18 protein-coding genes are annotated in these 18,779 nt (G+C 59.8%); 9 read left to right on the top strand and 9 right to left on the bottom strand.

Annotated elements, in window-relative coordinates; all coding sequences use genetic code 11:
- Positions 1-60: 60 nt before the first annotated feature.
- Together CFter6_RS18060 and CFter6_RS18055 are read left to right on the top strand one after the other, a co-directional pair.
- Positions 61-495 (top strand): ExbD/TolR family protein, encoded by a 435-nt coding sequence (locus CFter6_RS18060; protein WP_085959144.1) that lies wholly within the window; start codon positions 61-63, stop codon positions 493-495.
- Between the two features lie 83 nt (positions 496-578).
- Positions 579-1,856, top strand: a complete 1,278-nt coding sequence (locus CFter6_RS18055) for a tetratricopeptide repeat protein (protein ID WP_236904371.1) — start codon at positions 579-581, stop codon at positions 1,854-1,856.
- 118 nt (positions 1,857-1,974) lie between these two features.
- Here the strand turns inward: CFter6_RS18055 and CFter6_RS18050 are convergent, their stop codons facing one another.
- Entirely contained in the window at positions 1,975-2,193 is a 219-nt protein-coding gene (locus CFter6_RS18050; RefSeq protein ID WP_061541095.1) for a hypothetical protein, read from the bottom strand.
- A gap of 256 nt (positions 2,194-2,449) precedes the next feature.
- Between CFter6_RS18050 and CFter6_RS18045 the strand changes: the two genes are divergently transcribed.
- The gene (locus CFter6_RS18045; RefSeq protein WP_205631408.1) at positions 2,450-4,630 is read left to right on the top strand and encodes a prolyl oligopeptidase family serine peptidase; all 2,181 of its coding nucleotides are present in this window, start codon (positions 2,450-2,452) and stop codon (positions 4,628-4,630) included.
- Positions 4,631-4,881: 251 nt separating this feature from the next.
- Entirely contained in the window at positions 4,882-5,031 is a 150-nt protein-coding gene (locus CFter6_RS25730) for a lmo0937 family membrane protein (protein WP_150118914.1), read from the top strand.
- A gap of 14 nt (positions 5,032-5,045) precedes the next feature.
- On the opposite strand, the gene CFter6_RS18040 is transcribed toward CFter6_RS25730, so the two are convergent.
- Positions 5,046-6,443, bottom strand: coding sequence for a CHASE3 domain-containing protein (locus CFter6_RS18040; protein ID WP_061541094.1), 1,398 nt, complete (start codon positions 6,441-6,443; stop codon positions 5,046-5,048).
- Between the two features lie 174 nt (positions 6,444-6,617).
- The gene (locus CFter6_RS18035) at positions 6,618-7,484 is read right to left on the bottom strand and encodes a Crp/Fnr family transcriptional regulator (protein WP_236904369.1); all 867 of its coding nucleotides are present in this window, start codon (positions 7,482-7,484) and stop codon (positions 6,618-6,620) included.
- Positions 7,485-8,256: 772 nt separating this feature from the next.
- On the opposite strand from CFter6_RS18035, the gene CFter6_RS18030 reads away from it, so the two are divergent.
- Positions 8,257-8,580, top strand: a complete 324-nt coding sequence (locus tag CFter6_RS18030) for a hypothetical protein (protein WP_061541093.1) — start codon at positions 8,257-8,259, stop codon at positions 8,578-8,580.
- A 42-nt stretch (positions 8,581-8,622) separates the two neighbouring features.
- On the opposite strand, the gene CFter6_RS18025 is transcribed toward CFter6_RS18030, so the two are convergent.
- Positions 8,623-9,321, bottom strand: a complete 699-nt coding sequence (locus CFter6_RS18025; RefSeq protein ID WP_061541092.1) for an aspartate/glutamate racemase family protein — start codon at positions 9,319-9,321, stop codon at positions 8,623-8,625.
- Between the two features lie 65 nt (positions 9,322-9,386).
- On the opposite strand from CFter6_RS18025, the gene CFter6_RS18020 reads away from it, so the two are divergent.
- Both CFter6_RS18020 and CFter6_RS18015 read left to right on the top strand, forming a co-directional pair.
- A complete protein-coding gene (locus CFter6_RS18020) occupies positions 9,387-10,112 on the top strand; it encodes an AzlC family ABC transporter permease (protein ID WP_061541091.1) in 726 nt (241 codons plus the stop codon).
- Complete coding sequence (locus CFter6_RS18015; protein ID WP_061541090.1) at positions 10,112-10,438, top strand: AzlD domain-containing protein; 327 nt, start codon at positions 10,112-10,114, stop codon at positions 10,436-10,438. Before CFter6_RS18020 ends, CFter6_RS18015 begins: the two co-directional genes overlap by 1 nt.
- Here the strand turns inward: CFter6_RS18015 and CFter6_RS18010 are convergent.
- Positions 10,383-11,378, bottom strand: coding sequence for a LysR family transcriptional regulator (locus CFter6_RS18010; RefSeq protein WP_061541089.1), 996 nt, complete (start codon positions 11,376-11,378; stop codon positions 10,383-10,385). The two genes, CFter6_RS18015 and CFter6_RS18010, sit on opposite strands and share 56 nt — an antisense overlap.
- 144 nt (positions 11,379-11,522) lie before the next feature.
- On the opposite strand from CFter6_RS18010, the gene CFter6_RS18005 reads away from it, so the two are divergent.
- The gene (locus CFter6_RS18005) at positions 11,523-12,539 is read left to right on the top strand and encodes a zinc-dependent alcohol dehydrogenase family protein (protein ID WP_061541088.1); all 1,017 of its coding nucleotides are present in this window, start codon (positions 11,523-11,525) and stop codon (positions 12,537-12,539) included.
- A 39-nt stretch (positions 12,540-12,578) separates the two neighbouring features.
- On the opposite strand, the gene CFter6_RS18000 is transcribed toward CFter6_RS18005, so the two are convergent.
- Entirely contained in the window at positions 12,579-13,340 is a 762-nt protein-coding gene (locus CFter6_RS18000; protein WP_061541087.1) for a metallophosphoesterase, read from the bottom strand.
- A 359-nt stretch (positions 13,341-13,699) separates the two neighbouring features.
- Here CFter6_RS18000 and CFter6_RS17995 point away from each other — a divergent pair, with 359 nt between their 5' ends.
- A complete protein-coding gene (locus CFter6_RS17995) occupies positions 13,700-15,883 on the top strand; it encodes a phosphocholine-specific phospholipase C (RefSeq protein ID WP_061541086.1) in 2,184 nt (727 codons plus the stop codon).
- Between the two features lie 127 nt (positions 15,884-16,010).
- On the opposite strand, the gene CFter6_RS17990 is transcribed toward CFter6_RS17995, so the two are convergent.
- The 3 genes from CFter6_RS17990 to CFter6_RS17980 form a co-directional block, all read right to left on the bottom strand.
- Complete coding sequence (locus CFter6_RS17990; RefSeq protein ID WP_061541085.1) at positions 16,011-16,250, bottom strand: hypothetical protein; 240 nt, start codon at positions 16,248-16,250, stop codon at positions 16,011-16,013.
- 96 nt (positions 16,251-16,346) lie between these two features.
- Positions 16,347-17,411 (bottom strand): aldose epimerase family protein, encoded by a 1,065-nt coding sequence (locus CFter6_RS17985; protein ID WP_061541084.1) that lies wholly within the window; start codon positions 17,409-17,411, stop codon positions 16,347-16,349.
- A gap of 23 nt (positions 17,412-17,434) precedes the next feature.
- A complete protein-coding gene (locus CFter6_RS17980; RefSeq protein WP_061541083.1) occupies positions 17,435-18,646 on the bottom strand; it encodes a XylR family transcriptional regulator in 1,212 nt (403 codons plus the stop codon).
- Positions 18,647-18,779: the final 133 nt, after the last annotated feature.

The raw sequence follows: 18,779 nt of genomic DNA, 5'->3' as shown, positions 1-18,779 counted from the left end.
GACGAATTACTCTGTCCCCAACTGATTAGGCAGGACGTTCGAAACATTAGGAGTATTTGAATGGGTATGAATGTAGGTTCTTCCGGCGGCAACGCCAACGATCCGGAACCGATGATGGAAATGAACATGACGCCGCTGATCGACGTCATGCTGGTGCTGATCATCATGCTGATCATCACGATTCCGATCCAGAATCATGCGATCAAGCTGAACATGCCGACCGGTAATCCGCCGCCGCCACTGGCTTTGCCGGTGGTCGACACGGTGGATATCGATCCGACCGGCACAGTGATGTGGAACGGTACGCCGATGGCGAACCGCGCGGAACTGGAAGATCGCCTGAAAACGGTGGTTGCCGGCGGCAATATCGATGAAGTGCACCTGCGGCCGAACAAGCTGGTGGAGTACAAGTCGGTGGCTGCCGTGATGGCGTCGGCGCAGCGGCTGGGCGTCACCAAGATCGGCATCGTCGGCAATGAGCAGTTCATGGAGTAATCAATAGCATTTGTTTTTTGCACCAGAAAATAGGCAGGGTCATATCCCTGCCTATTTTCGTTTTTTCGATTGAAAGAATCGCTATGTCCAAATTACCAAAACTACGGTTTGCACCAATTTTCGTGCTGTTGGCGGCAGTCGGCCTGACCGCCGCGCTACCCATGGCTGGCGTGGTTCCGCAGGCTTATGCCGCGGATGACAGCGCCAAGGCAGAGACCGTGCGTCCCGAAATCGGCACACCGCTGCAGGCAGCGCAGGCACTGCTCAAGGAAGAAAAATTCAAGGAAGCACTGGCCAAGATCGCCGAAACCGATGCGGTCGCCGACAAGACGCCATATGAAGTCTATGCCATCGATCGCCTGCGCGGCGCCGCCGCGGCGCGCGCCGGGGATACAGACCTGGCAGGCAAATCGTTTGAAGCCGTGATCGCGTCGGGACGCCTGGCGCCGGCGGAGCAGGCCAAGATCGTGCAGGCGCTGGGCAGCTTGTACTACGATGCGGAAAAATATCCTAAAGCCATCGAGTGGCTATCGCGTTCGCTCAAGGAAAACGGCAATGATCCGCAAACCCGCACCCTGCTGATCCAGTCTTACTATCTGAGCAATGACATTCCGCGCGCTACCACCGAGCTGCAGAAAGATATCGCCGCGGATGAAAGCGCCGGTCGCACGCCGAGCGAGATAAACTTGAAATTGCTGGTCAGTTGCGCACTCAAGAGCAACGACAAACAGGCATACCTGAGTTCGCTGGAAAAACTCAACACCTATTATCCGAAGAAGGAATACTGGCTCGATATACTCAGCCGCATTCAGTCCAAGCCGGGCTTCTCCGACCATCTGACGCTCGACCTGTATCGCTTGAAAGCCGCGACAGCGCAGTTGCAGACCAGCGCCGAATTTACCGATGTAGCGCAACTGGCGTTGCTGGGGGGATTCCCGGCGGAAGCCAAGAAAACGCTGGACCAGGGTTTTCAGTCAGGCGTGCTGGGCAGCGGCCCTGACGCCGCCAAGCAAAAGCGCCTGCGCGACCAGGCCAGCAAAGGAATGGCCGACGATCAGAGGACACTGGCGCAAACTGAAGCTTCTGTCAACGCCAGCAAGGAAGGCACCGGCCAGCTCAACCTTGGTTATGCGCTGGTCACCGCCGGCCAGTTTGACAAAGGCCTGGGGCTGATGGAGAACGGCCTGAAGAAGGGGGGCCTCAAGCGTCCTGAGGACGCCAAGCTGCACCTGGGCATTGCTTACCAGCTGGCCGGGCAGAAAGACAAGGCGATCCAGGCGTTCAAGTCGGTGCAAGGCACTGACGGCACAGCCGACCTGGCGCGGCTGTGGATCGTGCAAGTGAACCATCCGCTCAATTGATCCGGAACAGGATCGGGCGATGAAAAACAGAGTCGTTTGCGAGTGATCGCAGCGACTCTGTTTTTTTATGGAGAAAGCCATGACAGGCTTCCTCCATCGGGGACTCAGGCTGGCGCTTTTAGCCCTTGGGACCTCTAGGCGCTACCGGTGGAATCATGTCCTTGGCTTGCTCGGGCGAAAGCGTCTGTATATTGGACTTCTTGGTTTGTCTGGATGGCAGGTTGCTGCCGGTGGTGTAGACGTTTTCCTGGTTGTCGGCGACGCTCTGGTCGGCGGCGTCGATTGCGCATGCAGACAGAACGGGCAGGATAAATGCGCAAGCAAATAGTGTTTTCATGGCTGGTTTCTTTGTCTCTGGAAATTGGAATTCGTAACCCCGAATCGTGGCACGCTCGCGCAGATGGCTGCGTGCTACATGGCGTTACATTTTAGAAATGCACGATAGCATATTTGCTTTCGGAAAGGCAACTATCACCGATAGGCATCGCCTGCAATCGATGCTAATGTATGCGGCTTGCGCCGCAGCCACCAGCCAGCGGCGCATCTCACCAGCTTTGCTCATCTGATTTCATCCAAATCACAACGGACAAAACATGCACCTAAAATACTCACTAGCTCTATCTGTCGTCCTCGCCAGCGGCAACGGCATCGCCCAGCAATGCCCTGCGGGCGGCCAGACCCTGACTTATCCGGTCAGCAAAAAAACCGACCAGGTAGACGATTATCACGGCATCAAGGTAGCCGACCCTTACCGCTGGCTGGAAAACGGCAACAGCGACGATACCAAGGCGTGGATAGAGGCGCAAAATGCACTGACGCAGGGCTTCCTCGAAAAAATCCCGGCGCGCACAGCGATTCGCGAGCGGCTTACCAAGCTGTGGAATTTCGAGCGCTTCAGCGTGCCCTTCAAGGAAGGCGGGCGCTATTTTTTCAACCGTAACGACGGCCTGCAAAACCAGGCGGTGCTATACACCGTCAAGCAACTCGATGATGAGCCGCGTTTGCTGCTCGATCCGAACAAGCTGGCGACCGACGGCACGGTGGCGCTGGCAGGGATTGCGGTCAGTCCGAACGGTAAATACCTGGCCTATGGCACGGCCGCTTCGGGTTCCGACTGGAACGAGTGGAAAGTGCGCGATATCGAAAGCGGCAAGGACACTGCCGACCATTTGCAGTGGGTAAAATTTTCGGGCGCATCCTGGGCCCACGACAGCTCCGGTTTTTTCTATAGCCGTTACGACGCACCGAAAGAAGCCACCAAGCTGGCCGACGTCAATTATTTCCAAAAACTGTATTTCCATAAGCTCGGCACTTCCCAGGATAACGATGTCCTGGTCTACGACAGGCCGGACCAGAAGGAATGGGGTTTCGCCGGCCACGTCACCGACGACGGCAAGTACCTGATCGTCAGCATTTCGCAAGGCACCGAACAAAAGAATCGCGTGTACTACAAGGACCTGCGCAAGAAAGATGCAAAAATGCTGCCGCTGCTCGACGATTTTGATGCTTCTTACGATTTCATCGACAACGATGGCCCGGTGTTCCTGTTCAATTCCAACAAAGATGCACCCAAGGGCCGGATTATCGCAATCGACACGCGCCATCCCGAAGCCGGAAAATGGCAGGTGATCGTGCCCGAGGCTGAGCAAACCTTGCAAGGCGCGAACGTGGTCGGCCAGCGCCTGCTGCTGGATTACCTGAAAGATGCGCGCAGCCAGGTCAAGGTATTCACGCTGGACGGCAAGCCGGTGCGCGAGGTCGACCTGCCTGGGATAGGTTCTGCCAGCGGTTTCGGCGGCAAGCGCCACGACAAGGAAACCTTCTATTCGTTTACCAGCTTTACCACGCCTGCCGCCATTTACCGGTATGACGTGACCAGCGGCAAGAGCAGCTTGTACCGGCAGCCGAAGGTCGATTTTGATCCGGGTGCTTTCGAAACGCGCCAGGTTTTCTACAGCAGCAAGGATGGCACCCGTGTGCCGATGTTTATCGTCTCCAAAAAAGGCTTGAAGCTGGATGGCAGCAACCCGACTTACCTGTACGGTTACGGCGGTTTCAACATTTCGCTGACGCCGGCGTTCTCGGTGCCCAACCTGGCATGGATGGAAATGGGCGGCGTGTACGCCTTGCCTAACCTGCGTGGCGGCGGCGAGTACGGCAAGGCCTGGCATGAAGCCGGCACCAAGCTGCAGAAGCAAAACGTGTTCGACGATTTCATCGGCGCGGCGCAGTGGCTGATCGCCAATAAATATACCTCGCCGCAGAAGCTGGCGATCGGCGGCGGCAGCAACGGCGGCCTGCTGGTCGGCGCCACCATGGTGCAACGGCCGGATCTGTTTGCCGCGGCGATCCCGGCAGTCGGCGTGATGGACATGCTGCGCTTCCATAAATTCACCATCGGCTGGGGCTGGACTTCGGACTACGGTTCTTCCGATAACGCTGACGAGTTCAAGGCCTTGTATGCCTACTCGCCGCTGCACAACCTGAAGCCGGGCACCTGTTATCCGGCCACGCTGGTGACCACCGCCGATCACGATGACCGGGTGGTGCCGGCGCACAGCTTCAAGTTTGCCGCCACCGAGCAGGCCGACCAGGCGGGCGCGGCGCCGGTGCTGATACGCATCGACACCAAGGCCGGCCATGGCGCCGGCAAGCCGACCTCGAAGCAGATTGAGGAAGTCGCTGACCGCTGGGGTTTTCTGACCAAGGTGCTGGACATGCACCTGGCGCCGGCTCCGGTGGCTGGCAATCCACCTGAACCGTCAGCCGACTGACGGCATCCACATCACAGCGGCCGGTGGCACAGACAGCCGGCCGCTGTGGCAACCCGGCAAGTTGCTTCATTTTTTCCTACACAGATATCAGCATTGCTCCGATATCTGTCCTGCTCTTCCGGTATTACGATTTGTTCACGGACTCCTGCGCAACGAGGTACAGGCAGCACTGTCCTCGCAGCAGGCCGTTGCCCTTGTCTGCCGACCGTGGCGGACAAGGTAATCCTGGTGGGACAATAACGGGGGCAGCCATGCTATATACCATCGCTGTAGTACTTGTCATCTTGTGGCTGATTGGCCTGGTCACGTCTTATACAATCGGCGGCTTCATCCATATTTTGCTGGTGGTCGCCATCATCATGGTGCTTCTGCGGATTATCAACGGGCAAAAGCCCATGTAGGGTTTTTCCCGTTCTTATCCGGCGGCCGGGGCGTCGGCTTGCGTCGCCGGCCGGTTGAGCGGGAGATGGGCATCGACCACGGTGCCCCTGCCGTTTGCGGCAGGGGCCACCGTCAGGTTGCCACCCAGCAGCAGCATCCGTTCACGCATGCCGATCACGCCATGCGCTTTCGATTTTTTCAACGCTTCCGCGGCAATGCCGATGCCGTCATCGGCAATCCGCAGGCGCAGGCCCTGGTCTGCCGCCTGCAGCGAAATCCAGACCTGCGTCGCCTGCGCATATTTTGCGACATTGGTCAGGGCTTCCTGGGCAATGCGGAACAAGGCAATCGCCATGGACGGATCGATTTTGTCAAAATCCTCGGTGATATCGGTATTAACCCGCAAGTTGCTGAATTTTTCAAATTCGCTGGCTTGTTCCATCAAGGAAGCCGCCAGTCCCATGGTGTCCAGAATGCTGGGCCGCAAATTTTCTATGATGCGGCGTTTCAGGCCGATGGTGGTCTTGATCGTGGCGCTCGCGCGCTGCAGGCGCTCAGCCAGTTCCGGCTGGATTTGCCGCAGCTTTTCGGTCACCATCGAAATATCCATGGCAAGCACGGTCAGGTTGGAACCCAGTTCATCATGCAACTCGCGCGCCAGCTTGGCCTTCTCCTGTTCCGACACATTGATCAGATGCCGCGACAATATCGATAGCTGCTCCGTGCGCTCCAGGACACGCGCCTCAAGATGTTCGTTGCTGGCTTTCAGTTCCCGTTCTGCCGCCAGCCTTTTGAAAAAACTGCGGGCGATCAGCTGGTAAAACAAGATTAGCACCAGCAGGGCGATGATATTGATCGCCATGCCCACCGCCATGGCAATCTGGTAGCGCTGGTAGAAACTGCCGCTGCGGGCAGCCAGCAGGGCATTCTCTTCGCGTTCCATGATGATCACCTGCAAGCGGATCTCGTCCATGGTGCTGCGGCCTTCCGCGGTTTTTGCCAGCATCACTATCTGTTCCAGTCCGCCGTCGTTGAATGCGGCAAGGCCTTCCTTCATCAGCTGCATTTTTTTGTCGAACAGCGTTTTCAGCTCGGCCAGGCTTTTGCTTTGAACCGGGTTGTCCTTCAGCAGTTCAGCCATCGCCTTGAATTCCGGTTCGATTTTCTCCTGGGCTGTCTGCCAGGGGCCCAGGTAGATCTTATTGCCGGATAAATAATAGCCGCGCAGGCTGCTTTCAGCATCCATGATCAGCACGTTGACGTTTTTCAGGCGGTCTTTTACGTCCCAGGAATGTTCTATCCAGCTATTGGTGTTGCGTAAGGACAGCAGATTGTTATAGAGACTGATGGCGTTGCCGATCAGGATGACGGCGCAGAGGGCGAAGATGATCGTGATGAAGGCCGGCAAAGAATGGTGGAATGTTCTTTTCACAATCTTTTCATTGGCAGTGGAATATCGATTTCCTATCGGACAAGAGTATGTTGATGCCTCTCTTTTCGTCGTGACGCCAGCCAAGTGTACCTCAACGGCGCGGACGTACAAGCGTGGCAGCGCCCTTGGCGGTCATGCCTGGAGAAAAGGACGCAGGTGCATGCCGAAGACGCCCTATGAGACTTTTTTCTCGCTGAGCGTGTCGTGATAGTCGTGCTTCAATCCCAGGTAGCATTCGCAAGCCCGCGCTTCCAGGCCGCTCCGGTCCAGCACCGTCAAGTGTCCGCGCGCATACTGGATCAAGCCGTCTTCTTGCAGTTTGCCGGCCGCTTCAGCGATGGATTCGCGCCGCACGCCCAGCATCGCGGCTATCGAGCTTTGCGTGACGCTGATTTCGTTGCCAGGCAGGCGGTCCAGCGTCAGCAGCAGGCTGCGGCACAGCTGCTGCGGCACGCTGTGATGGCGGTTGCACACGGCGGTTTGCGACATTTGCGCAAGCAGGGTCTGGGTATAGCGCAGCAACAACTGCTGCAAGGCGCCGCCGCGGGCGAATTCTTCCGCCAGGATGCTGGCCTTCAGACGGAATCCGTAACCCGCGCTTTTCACGGTCGCCCGGTTCAGGCTCTTGCCGCCACCCATGAACAGGGTCACGCCCAGCGCGCCTTCGTTGCCGATCACGGCGGTTTCGGCCGAGCTGCCGTCTTTCATGTCATGCAGCAGGGAAATGATGCTGCTGGTGAGGAAATAGATGTGACGTATCTGGCTGTCCGCTTCGCATACCGTCATGCCGAACGGCATCGCGACAAATTCCAGGTGCGGCAGCAAGCGCCTGAAATCTTCAGGCGGCAGGGCATCGAGTATGTGGTTTTGCAGAGGATTGTGGCCATACAGGCCGGCAATGCGGAGCGAGGTGAGGTTTTGCGTGCCGGGCTGGATCAGTTCGCCCATGCTCTCCCCGCGCAGGACCGACAGTACCGCTGCGTTATTTTTCGCGCCCTTTTTCAGGGTGTCGCAATTGTTCAATACGTAAGCCATCGCCATCTCCTTTGAGGATGTGGTTTGTACTGCTGTGTATTGATCATTGCACCGGGGCGGGAATTGCGAAATCAGCGCTTGTCTTCTTCTGCTGTAGGAATGCACTGACACAAAGGCAAGTCCGCAAAGGCAAGTCGGATAGTCATCCAGCCTTGAAAAAATGCGGTTGACGCCCTGTGGCGCCAACCGCGGTCTGCTAGGTGCCAGAACTGGCGCCCGATGCAGCTGGTGTGGCCGGCGTAGCGTCAGGAGCCGACGGGGCGGGGGCTGGCGGAGCCACTGGGGGCATTGCTTGCTGTGTTGCCGGAGGGGTGGCTGTTGCAGGAGCATTAGGGTCATCCGTTTTTTTACACCCGCTGACCGCGATCATGGCAATTGCTGTAACGATAAGTGCGTGTTTAAGTAACATATTCTCTCCATCGGATGGGGCCAGCATGTCAAAACCGCCACCATCAAAAAATGAAAAATGAACTGCTGACGCTTATATCTTTGTGCAAAATTCCGCGAATGTAAAGTTTGAATCTGTAGTTTTAGTGCCCGGCCATATCCGCCGCGGGGTTGCAGATCGGCCGCAAAGCCGCATGCAGAAAGGGATAGCGCAGTTTTTTAGGGTTGATGCGCTAAGTTGCCTAGCGCACAAAACTGATCCGGATTTGCCATTAACCTTGATTGCGTGTCGGTACGATAAATCGATCTTGCGGTCTGTCGGCACGGCGTGTTTGCCTCGGCGCCAATTGTTCGCACCGGACTCCAGGATCATCTTTATAAAGGACTTGTCATGAAAAACATTCATACCATCATGCTGGCTGCTTCGGCGCTGCTCTGCATCAACCTGGCCCAGGCCCAAACCACGGCGCCTGCCGAAGACGCTGCTCCGGCGCCGGCCGTCAGCGCCGATACACGCGCAACTTCGACCGATCCGCTGGTGCAAAAACGGCAAGCCGACAGCGATGCCAAGGCAGAATACAAGGCCAAGAAAAAAACTGCGAAGGCAAACATGAAAGTAGAAAAAGCAGAAGCGAAATCGGAGATGAAAGAACAGAAACAGGAAGCGACCGAGGCCCGCGACAAGGCCATGGCGACCGATCCCATACCTAAATAAAAATCGGTCCGCCTTCAGCAGCGGTTGCTGGCGCCGCAGACATCATGTTGCGGCGAGCGCCCAGTCCGCGGCCTTGCGCGCGTGGATGCTGGTGGTGTCGAACAACGGCACCGCCGAATCCGCGGCGCCGATCAGCAGCGAGATCTCGGTGCAGCCAAGGATGATCGCCTGCGCTCCTTGCGCCACCAGGCTTGCAATCACCCCGCGGTATTCCGCGCGTGATGCCTCATTCACCTGGCCCAGGCAAAGCTCGTCGTAGATGATGCGATGGACCAGCTCGCGTTCCTCCGGCCCGGGCGTCAATATCTGCAGCCCGTGGCGTTGCTGCAGGCGGTCTTTGTAGAACGCCTGCTCCATGGTGAAGCGGGTGCCGAGCAGGCCTATCTTCGACAAACCTGCCTTCTTGATTTCTTCGGCGGTGGGATCCGCGATGTGGAACAAGGGAATGGCGGTAGCAGCTTCGATCGCGGCTGCGACCTTGTGCATGGTGTTGGTGCACAACACCAGGAAGTCGGCGCCGGCCCGTTCCAGCGCCTGTGCCGCATCGGCCATCCTGGCGCCGGCGGCGTCCCAGTCGCCGGCATGCTGCAGACGTTCTATCTCGTGGAAATCAACGCTGTAGAGAATGATTTTTGCGGAATGCAGCCCGCCCAGCTGCTGCTTGACCGCCTGGTTGATCTGGCGGTAGTAGGGCACGGTCGATTCCCAGCTCATGCCGCCGATAAGGCCTATCGTTTTCAAACAAACTCCCGGTGGTGAAAATTGACGTTTGCCATTACTATTCCGGCATCACAAAGGAATAGCTTATGCCGCATCCCACTTCCCTGTCCAGTTTTGCCGCCGGCGCCCGCGATACCATCCCGATGATGGTCGGTGCGGCGCCGTTCGGCGTGATTTTCGGCGCGCTGGTTGCCGCCGGCCCGCTCGTTCCTTGGCAAGGCCAGCTGATGTCGCTCGGCGTGTTCGCCGGCTCCAGCCAGTTCATCGCGGTCGGCCTGGCGGCGGGGCAGGTCGGTTTGCTGGTGATCTGGATGGCTACCTTCATCGTCAACCTGCGCCACATGCTGTATGCGGCGACCCTGCTGCCGCACGTCAGCCATTTGCCGGCGCGCTGGCGCTTCCTGCTAGGTTTCCTGCTGACCGACGAAACCTTCGCCGTGATGAACGCCTACTACCTGAAGCACGCGCATACCCCGCAAGGGCATTGGTATTTCCTCGGATCGGGCTTGTCGATGTACGGCAACTGGCAGTTGTGGACCTTGCTCGGTTTGCTGTTCGGCACAGCCTTTCCGCAATTGCAGACCCTCGGACTGGATTTTGCGATGGTGGCGACATTCATCGCGATCGTGGTGCCGCAACTGTTTCGTCTGCCGCAGCTGGCTGCCGCAGTGGCCGCCGGCGCCTTCGCCTGGTTCTTGCGCGACCTGCCTTATAAGCTGGGGCTGCTGGCGGCGATCCTGGCCGGCGTCGGCGTCGGCCTGGCGCTGTCGCACTGGCAGGCGCTGCGCCGCGCGGCAGGGAGCAAAACATGATGTACTACACGTGGATGATCATCGGCATGGCGTTGATCACGGTATTCATCAAGGCTGCGATCTTCATGCTTGGCGAGCGCGCCGCCTTTCCGATCTGGCTGAAAGAAGCGCTGGCCTTTGTGCCGGTCACCGTGCTGACGGCGATCATCGTGCCGATGGTGCTGGCGCCGCACGATCAAGGCCTTGAGCTGAGCTGGCGCAATCCGCAGCTGGTTGCCGCCATCGCCACGGTCCTGGTGTGCGCCACGACGCGGCGGCAGCTGCTCACCATCATGGCTGGATTGCTGGTGTTTTTTGCCTGGCAGTTTGGCGTGCTGGGGCACTAGCAGCTTTGTCGTTTGCCGTTGTTTTGGGGCGCTGCATGTGCCCCATCATCGGCGGAATTTCCGCCACCAGGGCGTCAATCGCCACCCGTGTCTTGGTCGGCAGATAACGCGACTGCGGCCACACTACATAGATCTCGGTAGGCAGCACGCTTTCGCTGTCGATCACCAGCACCAGTTCACCGGCGGCAGCATGTTTCGACATCAGCCAGCAAGGCAGCCAGGCCAGCCCGGCGCCGGCCACCGCGGCATCGGCGATGGCTTGCAGGTCGTCGAATACCAGGCGGATATCCACTTGCGGCTTGTGCACCTGGCCGGTGCTGTCGCGCACGCGCCAAGGCTCCAGGCGGCCGGCGCGGCCGTAGGCAATACCCACATGCCGGCTCATCTCAGCCACGTTGGCAGGCTTGCCGTGCGCAGCCAGGTAAGAGGGCGCGGCGCAGATCGACATGTCTTGCGTGGCGAGGCGGCGCGCGACCAGGGTGGAGCTGTCGGGCAGGCTGCCGACGCGTATCGCCAGATCGTATTTTTCTTCCACCAGATCTTCCACCCGGTCGCTGAACGAGATTTCGATCGCCAGCCGCGGGTGGCGCCGCGCCAGGGCCAGCAGCACCGGCGCCACACAATGGCGGCCGAACAGCACCGGCACGCTGACGCGCAAACGCCCGATAGCTTCGCTTTTGCCGCTGTCCAGCGCCGAGGCGCCGGCATCCAGCTCCGCCAGCGCGCGCACGCAACGTTCGTAATACGCCTGGCCGTCTTCGGTCAGGCTCTGGCTGCGCGTGGTCCGTTGAAACAGGCGTACGCCCAGGCGCTGCTCCAGCCGCGCGATGCTTTTGCCCACCGCCGAGCGCGTCAGCCGCATGCGTTCCGCGGCCAGTGCAAAGCTGCCGGCTTCCACCGCCTCGACAAAAGCACTGATGCCATGCAAGCGATCACTCATTTTATTGTATCCATTTGGGCTACATACTAAGTAAAAAATGCCGCCACTGAAGAAAAATAAGAACCTATATCATAACAGCCAATCCCGTCGCTGACATTGCGGCGGCCAGGCACAGATGGTGTGTGAAACGAACAGGAGATTTCCATGCAGGCTTATCAAATTCAGGCAGGGCAAAAGATTGCAGGACTGGAGCGGACCCAGCGTGACAGCGCGCCGCTGGCAGCACATCAGGTACGCGTCCGCATGCGTGCGGTATCGCTCAATTACCGCGACTTGATGATCGCCGACGGCTCTTATCTCAGCACTGGCGACAAGCCTGTGATCCCAGGCTCGGACGGCGCCGGCGAAGTGATCGAAGTAGGGGCCGCGGTGAGCCGCTTCCGCGTCGGCGACCGGGTCGCCGGATCGTTCTTCCCGGACTGGATCAGCGGCGCGCCGACTCCGCGCAACAGCGCCCGCGCGCTTGGCGCCGTCACCGACGGCGTGCTGGCCGAAGAAGTGGTGCTGGGCGAAGAATCCTGGGTGGCGATTCCGCCGCACCTGGACTATATCCAGGCCGCGACCTTGCCGTGCGCCGGCGTCACCGCCTGGAACGCCTTGTTCGTCGAAGGCGGTCTCAGGGCCGGCGACAGCGTGCTGCTGCTGGGCACCGGCGGCGTGTCGATCTGGGCGCTGCAACTGGCCAAGGCGGCCGGCTTGCGCACCATCATCACCTCGTCCAGCGACGCCAAGCTGGAGCGTGCACGCGCCCTGGGCGCCAGCGCCACCATCAATTACCGCAATACGCCTGAATGGCAAGATGAAGTGCTGCGCCTCAACGGCGGCACGGGGGTCGACCTGGTGCTGGAAGTCGGCGGCCAAGGCACGCTGGCGCGCTCCATCCGCAGCACCAGGATGGGCGGCACGATTGCTATCATCGGCGGCGTCAGCGGTTTCGGCGGCGAGCTGGATCCGTTCGCCCTGATCGGCGGCGCCAAACGTTTGTCAGGCATTTTTGTCGGCAGCCGCGAGATGCTGGAGGATCTCAACCGGTTCGTGGAAGTGGCGGCGATACAGCCGGTGGTGGACAAGGTGTTTCCGTTCCAGCAGGCGCGCGAAGCTTATACCTACCTGGAGCAGGCCGGCCACTTTGGCAAGGTGGTGATTGAAGTCGCTAAATAAGTCGCTAAGTAAGTCGATAACCCGGCGGTCCAGCCGGGTTCAAACGGAAAATGTCAGGCAGGGATCGAAGCTGGCATTTTCCGCATTGCCGCCCCGGGCATAACCGCGAGGATTGCATAACACCCGGGTCGCGCCGATCCGGTAATCCGAACTGTCATGCATATGGCCATGCAGCCAGAATGCGGGCTGCCATGCCAGGATGCGCTGTTCCAGATCGGACGCGAAGCAGGCATTCAGCGCCGATCCGGCAAAGCGCTCATTGACGCTGCGCTGGTCAGGGGCGTGATGGCTGATGACCACGGTAGGGCCGTCATGCGGCTGCGCGAACTGCTGCTCCAGCCAGCTTACCGTGTCGTCGAACAGCATCTGCGATACGGCCGGTGTAAACGTATCGGGAAAATCTGGCGACACGCGTATCCGCGAAAAATCCCTGACCAGTTCGGTTGCCTGCTTCAGTCCCGCTTCACGTTGTTCGGGGCTGCTGAAGAAGCGGAAATCTGTCCATAAGGTGCAGCCAAGAAAACGCACGCCGCCCAGCAGCAGCGCCTGTTTCTGCAGGATGTGGACCTGGCTGCCGAGCGCTGCGTTCCTGAGATCGCGCATGGTGCTGACCAGGTCGTTTCCGTAAAACTCATGGTTGCCGGCCACAAAAATCGTCGGCACCGAAAACTGCCTGGCCCACTGCATGGCTTCCGCCGGCCGCCAGATGTCGCCGGCCAGCACCACTACGTCGGCATCGGTTTCCGGAGCCGGCATCGGGTGCACGGACAGGTGCAGGTCTGAGATCAATGAGATTTTCATGGCGTAGCTAGACGTTCCGTTATCCGCGAGGGCGATGCTCAAAGCCGACCCCCCGCGTTGCAGTGCAGAACAGCTTACCGAAAGTGCGGGAACTAAGCAACGCGGGCCATAAACAATCCGGAATCCTGCCACCTCAGTTCGTTACAGAACGGTCATCAAACCTTCATACGCCTGAAATATTTCGCCGCAATACTTCGATACATTCAAAGATGCGTGGCGGTAACTACATGGCCGGAATCAAACAACTGTCGATGGCGTCACCAGCCCTGTTTTCCGGCAATCCGGCCTTGCACCGTCTCTCCGCTGCACATTCCCTTCCCAATCCAAGCATACCCCGATAAGGAAAGAACAGGACCATCATGACCAAGAAAGACCGACGCCATTTCTTGCGCACCGCCGGCACTGCGCTCGCCGCCACAGCTTATTCGGCTACCGCCAATGCCGCCTTCCCGGAAGCGATCCGCAAGGCGCTGGCGATCCCCGCCAACAACAAGACCGGCACCATCCGCGACGTCGAGCACGTGGTGATCCTGATGCAGGAGAACCGCTCTTTCGACCATTACTTCGGCACGCTCAACGGCGTGCGCGGTTTTGGCGACCGTTTCCCGATCCCGCTGGCCGGCAAGCGCAACGTGATGCAGCAGACCTACACCGACAAGACCACCAAGCAGTCGCGCGTGATCCTGCCGTATCACTTGGATAGCAAAATCGGCAACGCCCAGCGCGTCAACGGCACCAGCCATTTCTACGATAACGCGCAAGATGCCTGGGACCTGGGGCGCATGGCTAACTGGCCGACCTATAAACAGACCCAGTCGATGGGTTATTACACCTCGGCCGAGCTGGATTTCCAGTTCGCGCTGGCCAATGCCTTCACGGTGTGCGACGCCTACCACTGCTCGTTCCACGGCGGCACCAATCCTAACCGGGTATTCCACTGGACCGGCAACATCGATCCCAAGGGCAAGAACGGCGGCCCGGTTATCGACAACAGCCAGGATCACCTGGAAGCGTCCGACAGCGCCGCCAGCTACAGCTGGAAAACCTACCCGGAGCGCCTGCAAAAAGAAGGTGTGTCGTGGAAGGTCTATGAGAACATGCCGGACAATTTCACCGACAACCCGCTGGCCGGTTTTGTTGCCTATCGCAAGGCCAATGAAAAGCGTGGCAATGCCGTTGACGGTTCTCCTTACCCCGTTTACCAGCCCAGCGACGAGAGTGTAGACCCGCTGCTCAAGGGAGTAGCCAATACCATGCCGGACGGCGGTTTCCTGGCGGCCTTGCGCGAAGATATCGGCGCCGGCACGCTGCCGCAGGTGTCCTGGATCGTCGCGCCTGCGGACTACAGCGAACATCCGGGCCCATCCAGCCCAGTGCAGGGCGCCTGGTACATCCAGGAAGTGCTGAATGCTCTGACCGCCAACCCGGCGGTGTGGAGCAAGACGGTATTGCTGGTCAATTTCGACGAGAACGACGGGTTCTTCGACCACGTGCCGCCGCCATGCGCGCCGGGCTACGAAGGCGGCGAGCTGGCCGGCCACTCCTCGATTTCCACCGACGGCGAATATTTCTCCAAGGCGGCATCGGCCACATACGAAAATCGTCCTTATGGCCCCGGCCCGCGCGTTCCGATGTATGTGATCTCGCCATGGAGCCGCGGCGGCTGGGTCAATTCGCAGGTGTTCGACCACACCTCGGTGTTGCGTTTCCTTGAAGCCCGCTTCCATGTCAAGGAAGAAAACATCACGCCATTCCGGCGCGCAGTCTGCGGCGATCTGCTGTCGGCTTTCAACTTCGTCAATCCGAACCACGAAGTCTTGCCGACATTGCCGAAGCGCAGCCGGGCAGAGGCCGATGCGGTGCGCGCCCAGCAGGAAAAATTGCAGCAGGTTGCCTTGCCGGCTGAAGGCACCCAGGTGTTTCCGATGCAGGCAGCCGGCGTCCGGCCTTCGCGCGCACTGCCTTACGAGCTGCATGCCAGCGCCCGCGTCGACACCAGGCACAGCAAGATCAACCTGACTTTCCGCAATACCGGCCGCGCCGCCGCGGTATTCCATGTCTACGATCGCCTGCACCTGGACCGGGTGCCGCGCCGTTACGCGCTGGAAGCCGGCCGCGAGTGGCAAGACAGCTGGGACTTGGAAGCCGATCGCGGCGCCTACGATTTGTGGGTGCTGGGACCGAACGGTTTCCACCGCGCGTTCCAGGGTAATCTGGCTGCGCTTATAGTGGATGACGCAGCCGAACCCGAAGTGAAAATCAGCTACGATATTTTCACGAAGCGGATCTGCCTGACGATGGCGAACCGTGGGGAAAGATCTTGCATCGTGACTGTCACGGCTAATGCTTACCGCAAGGCAGGTCCCTGGACGTTCCATGTGCCGGCCCGCATGCAGCTCGACCAGCATTGGCCGATCGGCAGCCAGGGCAACTGGTATGACCTGACTGCGACAGTGCCTGTCGGCGGTTTCAGCCGGCGTTTTGCCGGCCGCATGGAAACCGGCGCGCACGGCGTGAGCGATCCGGCGATGGCGGCTACCTGATCAGGAAACCACCCTTGCTGCTGTCATGAAATATGCGGCGGGGGAAGACTGAGAGCTTGCCCGATGGAAGCGGCAGTGAGGGAAAGACTGCAGGTGTATGGGAGAGCGAGCTACAAAAGAAAAGGGCCTACATTGTTGTAGGCCCTTCTTTATTCCTGCTTTCCAGTCCCAGTCCTGTTTGGACTTGCATTTGCGGCATCAGGAATGTGTGTGCTGCTTCAAATGCATCGATCAGCCGGATCATGTGTTCCATGCGCAGCTGTTCTTGCGCGGTGGTATTGCGGTTCCATAACATGTCGAACTCGACAATCGTCATGTAATACTCGATCTCGCTGATAAGCGGTTCCGCTCCGTTTTGTTTTGTCATCTATCTCTCTTCCCAATATATCTGCGCCATACAAGTACCCACAGCTGGAGGCCAGCTGTGGGCGGGCTTTATTCTACGCTTTTCCGCCGCTGCTTGTCAGCGCACCGATATTTGGTAAGTCGTGGTCTGGCGATATACCTGCCCGGGCCGCAGGATCACGGCTTCGGCGTCGGCGCCGTTGATCTGGTCGGGATAGGCTTGCGCCTCCAGGCAGAAGCCGTCGTGTATCGCATAAGGCTTGGCGCCGCGGCCTTGTATACCTTCCAGGAAATTCCCGCTGTAGAACTGCAAGCCATTCTCGGTGGTGGCCACCGACAGCTGGCGGCCGGAACCGGGATCATAGACGGTCGCCACTTCCCTTAATGGTTGTGCGCTGCGGCTTTGGCCCGGCACAGCCGCGCCGTCCTGCGGGCGCAGGCAGTAGCAATGGTCGAAGCCGCCGGCCAGCTTGAGCTGGGTGTCGGGCCAAGCCAGGCGCGGGCCGATCGGCGCCGGCTGGCGGAAGTCGAGGGCGCTGCCGGCGACATCGGCGGCGCCGGTCGGGATCAGCTGGCCGTCGATCTGCAGGTACTGGTCGGCGGCGATCGCCAGGATGTGATCGTAGATGTCGCTGCTGCCGCCGTTCAGGTTGAAGTAGCCGTGTGAAGTCAGGTTGATCGGTGTCGGCGCATCGCTGGTGGCGCTGTAGTCGATGCTCAGGCGGCCGTTGTCGTCGAGGCTGTAGAGGACCGACGCCAGCACATGGCCGGGATAACCGCCGTCGCCGTCCGGCGATTCCAGCGTCAGCCGCAAGCCGTCCGGACCCGGCTCGGCGCGCCATTGCGCCAGGTGGAAACCGGTGTCGCCGCCGTGCAGGTGATTGTCGCCGTTGTTGCGGTCGACCAGGTATTCGGCGCCGTCCACCGTGAAACGGCCCTTGGCGATACGGTTGCCCCAGCGCCCGACCAGGCTGCCGAAATACGATGGGTTGGCCTGGTAGCCGTCTTCATCCGGATAACCGAGCAGGATATCGGCCACCCGGCCGTAGCGGTCAGGGGTCCACCAGGAGACCAGGGTGGCGCCGCGGTCGCTGACCAGGACCCGCATGTCGTGCGCATTGCGCAGCGTGTACAAGGTGACGCCGTATTCGCCCGGCGTGCTGGAAATGGAAGTTTGTGTCATCGTGGTCTGGCCTGTTGATTCGGTTAATTAAGCGACAGCGGACCGGCCTCGGCCTGGGGCAGGCGATCTTGACGATCCTGAAACTCGCGCGGAGTGCAGCTGAGCTCGCGCTTGAACACTGCATGCATGTACTGCACCGAAGTGAAGCCGCAGCTGACGGCAATGTCGGCAATGCTGCGCTGGTCTTTGTGGCGCAGCATGTCCTTCGCCACGTCCAGTTTGAAGCGCAGTATCTCGTCATGCACGCTGCGCCCCAGCTCACGGCGGAAATACCATTCCAGCGATGAACGCGAGACGCCGACATAATCGGCCACCTGCTCGGTCTTGATGCCCTGGCAGGCGTACTGGCGGATGAAGTGCATGGCTTGCATCACATGCGGATGGCTGGGCGCTTCGTGGCGGCTCGACGCCAGTACGTTGATGCCGGCTGGCGGCACCAGGATGCGGGTGCCGGCCAGGCGGCCGCCATGCAGCATCTGGTGCAGCAAGTGGGCTGCGGTGCGGCCCATTTCGCGCGTGCCCTGGATCACCGAACTGAGCGGTACCCGGGTCAGGATGCGCGCCAGCGGATCGTTGTCGATGCCGATCAGAGCTACTTGTTCCGGCACGGCGATGCCGGCGCACAGGCAAGCTTGCAGCAGCTGGCGCGCGCGGGCGTCGGTGACGGCGATGATGCCGATCGGCTTGGGCAGCGTCTGCAGCCAGGCGATCTGCTGCTCCACCGCGGTATCCCAGGACGGTGCGCTGGTGCCGAGGCCGCGGTAGATTTCGCCCTGCATGCCGTCGCGCTGCATCAGGTTTTCAAATGCCTTCTCGCGTTCCTGGGCCCAGCGGTTCACATCGGCTTGCGGCAGGCTGAAACAGGCAAAACGCTGCAGGCCGGCTTCGATCAGGTGATCGTAGGCCAGCTTGACCAGCTTGAAATTGTCGGTGGCGACATACGGCGTGTCGCCCGGATAGTCGGCTGCATCGGCATACGATCCGCCCACCGCCACCACCGGCAGGCTGACCCGCGACAAGGCTGCGCTGGCTTCCGGATCGTCGAAGTCGGCGATGATGCCGTGGCCCTGCCAGCGCTCGATGCCTTGCAGGCGGCAGCGGAAATCCTCCTCCAGGAACAAGTCCCAGGAGGCGCGTGTGCTGCTCAGGTATTCGCCGATGCCGGCGATGATGTCGCGATCGAAAATCTTGTTGCCGTTGAATAGTAGTGCGATGCGGTGCACGGTTCTTGTCATCCTGCAGTCTCCCGGGAGCGTCGCGCAGTCTAGTGTCAATTTGCTACTGCCGCGGACCCGTTGCGGTCCGTTGCTCTCGATTGTAACGAACAGCGCCGCCAGCGTCAGGCCAAATGCCGTTATGTGCACCTGC

This window comes from Collimonas fungivorans (genome assembly GCF_001584145.1).
Taxonomy (GTDB): Bacteria; Pseudomonadota; Gammaproteobacteria; order Burkholderiales; family Burkholderiaceae_D; genus Collimonas; species Collimonas fungivorans.
Note: the sequence above shows the minus strand (reverse complement) of the source record. Positions and strands in the feature narration are given on the sequence as shown.